The organism is Lamprobacter sp., from assembly GCF_034860625.1.
In the GTDB taxonomy this organism is placed as follows: domain Bacteria; phylum Pseudomonadota; class Gammaproteobacteria; order Chromatiales; family Chromatiaceae; genus Lamprobacter.
Genome location: NZ_JAYESN010000223.1, coordinates 1 through 5,075, shown reverse-complemented (window position 1 = coordinate 5,075; position 5,075 = coordinate 1). Strand labels below are relative to the sequence as shown.

Genomic DNA, 5,075 nt, shown 5'->3' with positions numbered 1-5,075 from the left:
CCAACGTCCGGCGCAACCGCCAGCGTGAGGTTCGTAATCTTTGCTTGTATCGCCAGCGCACCGAGCCGGGCTGCTTCGTGCCGGACGCTCACCGTTTTCCCCGACCGCAGCCGTATCGCGCGCCGGTGATCTTCGGCGCAGACGCTGTCGCGCGCATGCTGGTGGTGGCTGAACAACAGCGGCCAACACCAGGCTCACCCCTGCTGCCCGCTGTCTTGCGTCTCGCCGTGGTTCTGCTCTATACGGCCGGCTTACGCCGAGGCGAGCTGTTGAACCTGACCTTGGCGGATGCCGATCCGGCCGCGGGCGTGCTGCGGATTCGTGAGTCGAAGTTCCACAAGTCCCGCTTCGTGCCCCTGTCATCGGACGCCTGCGACGAGCTTCGCGCTTACCTGCAGGTGCGACAGGTCCCGACATTGAGCGCAGCGGCGAATTCGCCGTTGCTGTGCCATACCACGCGCGGCCTGCGTGCCTATACCGGAACCGGCATCAGTCGCGGCCTGCAGGTGTTGATCCATGCGGCCAAGGTCCAAAGTCCCGATGGACGTTGGCCACGGGTTCACGATTTCCGCCATAGCTTTGCCGTCCAGGCGCTGCTGCGTTGGTATCGGCAAGGCGCCGACGTGCAGTCCAATCTGCCAAAGCTCGCCATGTATATGGGGCACGTGTCGATTGTCTCGACGGCCTACTACCTGACATGGATGCCGGACATCGCCGCCGCGGCCAGCGAGCGCTTCGAGGCGCGTTTCGGTCACCTGATCAGCGGAGGCAACCCATGAAGCGCGCGCGTCCCAATGACCTTGGTTTATGCGTGGAGAAATTCTTCCGCGAGTACCTACCTGAGCTGCGCGGGATGAGTCCGCATACGATTCATAGCTATCGCGACGCCTTGATCCTGTTCCTGCGCTTCGCCTCTGAGCACAGCGGTCGGCGTCTTGAGGACCTCGATCTGGCCGACTTTAGCGCCGAGCAGGTGGGGCAATTCCTGACGTCTCTGGAGGCTGAGCGCCACAATGGCATCGCCACGCGCAACGCACGCTTGGCCGCGCTGCACACCTTCGCTCGTTTCTTGGCAAGCGAGTCGCCCGAGCATCTTGCCGAGCTGCAGCGCATCCTCGGGGTGCCCTTTAAACGCGGCGCCCGCGATGTACCCATCGCGTATTTGGAGGCCGAGGAGGTCGAGACGCTGCTTGCGCAGATCCCGCGTGCCACCGCCATGGGGCAGCGCGATTACGCGCTGTTTGCGCTGATGTTGAATACCGGGGCGCGGGTCCAAGAGGTGCTCGATCTGAGGTTGAGCGATGTGCGCACCGAAGCGCCATGCCAAGTTCGACTGCACGGCAAGGGAGGCAAGGTGCGGATCTGCCCGATCTGGGCCTCGACGGCTGCTCAACTGCAAGAACTCGCGCAGAAGACACCCCAGAATGACGCCAATGAGGGGTTTCTGTTCACGAACCGTCGCGGTAGCAAACTGACGCGCTTCGGCGTGCGTTACCTGCTCAAGAAGTACATCGATGCCAGTGCCGCCACCGTGAACACCTTACAGGAAAAGCGCATCCACCCTCACTCGCTGCGCCACACCACAGCGATTTACTTGCTCAAGGCCGGTGTCGACTTCGCGACGATTAGCCAATGGCTCGGGCATGCATCGCTCAATACAACAATGAGGTACGCACGCGCCGATCTGGACCTCAAGCGCCAGGCACTTGCCCAAGTATTCCCGGATGCCTTGGCTCCGCCGGGCGCCACCGATGCTAGAGGGGGCGTCAATATCGTCGAATGGCTGAGCCGATTGTGATGAAGTTATGTGGAGTCGCCGACGCTGAAACTGGCGTCATAGCAAAGCCGGCTGACACTACTCCACATAACCGGTGACTGCACATAAGTCGAGGACGAGCACCGAAGGCTTGCGATAACTCTCCAGCGCCTGTTTCAGACGCCCAGCGCGCTCCGCTGCCACCAGTGCATTGACCACCTCGATGGCCGTGGCAAAGCGCACGCTCAAGCCCTTCAGGCACGCCGCATAACCGAGCGCCGTGGCCAGATGCGTCTTGCCGACCCCCACCGTGCCGAGGAAGACCACATTGCCCTGCTCGGCGACCCAATCGAGGCGAAACAGATGCTGGACCTGCGTGCGATTGATCGCCTTCGGCCAGCTCCACTGGAACTGCTCCAGTGTTCAGTGACAATTAACTTGGCCGGTCGACGACAACTAACTTGGCCGATTTTCGAGGCTAAGGTAGCCGGCATTTTCGCAACCAAACGGCGCGTCAATGTCAGGCAAGCGGATCACCGACGAACAGGTCAAGTTTTACATGAGCAGCAGAAAGCAACCGCGCACGCAGGCGCAGGCGAGTGCCAAGGCGGGCATCTCTGAGCGCAGTGCACGCCGGATCGAGCACGGGGAGTTAGGGGGATCGGCGCAGCGCGAGCGGCACTGGCGCACGCGCAGCGACCCGTTTGCAGAGGTCTGGGAAGAGGAGATCGTCAGTCGTCTGGAGCAGCAGCCACGACTGGATGCCACGACCCTGTTTGAGGACTTGCAAGACCGCCATCCGGGTCAGTACGGCAATGGTAAGAAGCGCACCTTCCAGCGTCGGGTGAAGGCCTGGAAGGCGCTGCACGGCGCCGACAAGGAGGTCATCTTCCGCCAGGTGCAGGAGCCGGGGCGGCAGGGGTTATCGGATTTCACCGAACTCAAAGGCCTGGTCGTAACCATCGCCGGCGAGGCGTTGGACCACCGGCTATACCACTTTCGCCTCGCCTACAGCGGCTGGAGCCACGTTCGGGTGGTGCTCGGCGGGGAATCCTACAGCGCCTTGGCCGAAGGGCTGCAAGAGGCGCTATGGCGGCTTGGCGGGGCACCGTTGGAGCACCGCACCGACAGCCTCTCGGCGGCGTACAAGAACCTCGCCGCCGAGGCGCGCGAGGACCTCACGCAGCGCTACGAAGCGCTGTGCGCCCACTACGGCATGACGGCCACGCGCAACAACCGCGGCGTCAGTCACGAGAACGGCGCCGTGGAATCACCGCACGGGCACCTCAAGCGGCGCATGGCGCAAGCCTTGTTGCTGCGCGACTCGGCCGATTTCGCCACCTTGCAGGACTACCGCCAGTGGCTCGACGCCCTGGTGGTGCGTTTCAACCGGCGTTGCGGCGAGGCGCTCGCCATCGAGCGTGCGCAGCTCCAAGCCCTGCCACGGCGGCGCACCGGCGACTACAGCGAGCAGGTCGTTGCGGTCACCACCTCCGCCACCATCGAAGTCAAGCGCGTGCTCTACAGCGTGCCCGCACGCCTCATCGGCGAGCGGCTACGCCTGCATGTCTTCGATGAGCGCATCGAGGCCTTCGTCGGCGCAACCAGAGCGCTCACGCTGCCGCGGGTGTACAGCGTCAACCACGAGCGCGCAAGGCGCATCGACTACCGCCACCTCATCGGCGCGCTGGTGCGCAAGCCGCAGGCGTTTCGCTACTCGCAGTTGCGCGAGGACCTGCTGCCCAACGCCACCTACCGCACCATCTGGCAGTATCTGGACCGCCACCTCGACGCACGCGCGGCGTGCAAACGCATCGTCGGCATCCTCGCTCTGGCCGCCCGCGCCGAGTGCGAACAGGCCCTGGGCGCGTATCTGCTCGAGCGCATCGCCGCCGGCACCATCCCCACCCTCACCGCGCTGGAAAGCCGTTTCGAGCGCCGCGACGCTGTCACACAGCAGGCCGATCTGCGCAGCCAGCCCAGCACCCAGCACGCCCTCTCAAGCTACGACCACCTACTGCCCGCGCACGGCCACTGCCTGGAGCTGCACTGACATGGTCCAGACCGCCACATTGCCCCTGATGCTCAAGCAACTGAACCTCACCAGCTTCGCCCGCCACTGGCAGGCGCTGCTTGAGACCGCCGAGCGCAACGGCTGGGACGGCGCGCGCTACCTCAGCGCGCTGTGCGAACAAGAACTGGCCGATCGCCACAGCCGACGCATCGCCCGTTACAGCAAGGAATCCCAGTTGCCCCCAGGCAAAAGCCTGGCCAGCTTCGATTTCGCCGAACTCCCCGACGCGACCCGCGCGCAGATTCAGGCCCTGGCCAGCTCCAGCGACTGGACCCGCCAAGCACGCAACCTCCTGCTGTTCGGTGCCAGCGGGGTCGGCAAGACCCACCTGGCCGCCGCCATCGGCCATGCGCTCACCGAGCGCAACGTACGCGTGCGCTACTGCAACACCACCGCCCTGGTGCAGCAGTTGCAACTCGCCCGCGAGCAACTGCGCCTGGAAGACGCCCTGCACAAGCTCGACAAGTATCCGGTGCTGCTCCTGGACGATTTCGGCTACGTCAAAAAAAGCCAGCAGGAGACGCAGGTGCTGTTCGAACTCATCGCCCATCGCTACGAGCGCGCCAGCCTGATCATCACCGCCAACCAGGCGTTCGCCGACTGGGATCAGATCTTCCCCGACCAGATGATGACGGTGGCCGCCGTCGACCGCCTGGTCCACCACGCGAGCATCATCGAGATCGGCGCCGACAGCTACCGGCGCAAGCACGCCCTCGGCCAGCACGGCAGCGAGCCGGCCGCGCCGGCCAGCAACCCCGCGGTCGAGTAATCGTCGTCGCCCGCCCGCGCGGCGCGCAACAACGACCCATAGGCGCGGCGCCGCGCCCCTGGCGGGGCCGAGCACGTTCAGTCGCCCTCCGGGCTCCTTTCCGTGCTCGGCCCCGCCAGGGGCGCCCACAACCCACCCTCAAGACAGGAGGCTCTCACCCTAAAGAACAGCGACAACTAACCGGCCAAGATAGTTGTCGCTGACCGGACAAGATAATTGACACCGGATACGTTGTGCCCAACCGCGTCCACGGGCCTCGAGCTCAGCGCGCGCCGTGGCAAGCTGGGCGGGCGCCTCTTCGCGCAAGAGCGCGAGCAGCTGCGCGGCCTGCATGCGGTCCTTGGCGCGCTTTGCGGCTTGTGCGATCGGACGTTCTTCGGACACCAGCAGTTTGTGCCAGGCAAAGCGTGCCGGGTCGGGGACGTTGGCCAGGACGAGATCTCGATGGCTGAGCAGCAGCGCCGGCACCGGGGCTT

Annotated in this window: 6 protein-coding genes; 4 read left to right on the top strand and 2 right to left on the bottom strand. The window is 64.8% G+C overall.

Annotation, left to right across the window (positions count from 1 at the left end; translation table 11 throughout):
* The coding region (locus tag VBE63_RS24565; protein ID WP_323685643.1) for a tyrosine-type recombinase/integrase at positions 1-779 on the top strand (779 nt) is incomplete at its 5' end.
* Positions 776-1,798 (top strand): tyrosine-type recombinase/integrase, encoded by a 1,023-nt coding sequence (locus VBE63_RS24560; RefSeq protein ID WP_323685642.1) that lies wholly within the window; start codon positions 776-778, stop codon positions 1,796-1,798. The genes VBE63_RS24565 and VBE63_RS24560, both read left to right, overlap by 4 nt.
* A 57-nt stretch (positions 1,799-1,855) precedes the next feature.
* Here the strand turns inward: VBE63_RS24560 and VBE63_RS24555 are convergent, their stop codons facing one another.
* A complete protein-coding gene (locus VBE63_RS24555) occupies positions 1,856-2,176 on the bottom strand; it encodes an ATP-binding protein (protein ID WP_323685644.1) in 321 nt (106 codons plus the stop codon).
* A 97-nt stretch (positions 2,177-2,273) separates the two neighbouring features.
* Between VBE63_RS24555 and istA the strand changes: the two genes are divergently transcribed.
* Both istA and istB read left to right on the top strand, forming a co-directional pair.
* Complete coding sequence (istA, locus tag VBE63_RS24550; protein WP_416274664.1) at positions 2,274-3,809, top strand: IS21 family transposase; 1,536 nt, start codon at positions 2,274-2,276, stop codon at positions 3,807-3,809.
* A 1-nt stretch (position 3,810) separates the two neighbouring features.
* On the top strand, positions 3,811-4,599 hold the full coding sequence (gene istB / locus VBE63_RS24545; protein ID WP_323685640.1) for an IS21-like element helper ATPase IstB: 789 nt from the start codon (positions 3,811-3,813) through the stop codon (positions 4,597-4,599).
* Between the two features lie 159 nt (positions 4,600-4,758).
* On the opposite strand, the gene VBE63_RS24540 is transcribed toward istB, so the two are convergent.
* A partial coding sequence (locus VBE63_RS24540; protein WP_323685639.1) for a GSU2403 family nucleotidyltransferase fold protein occupies positions 4,759-5,075 on the bottom strand: 317 nt, incomplete at its 5' end.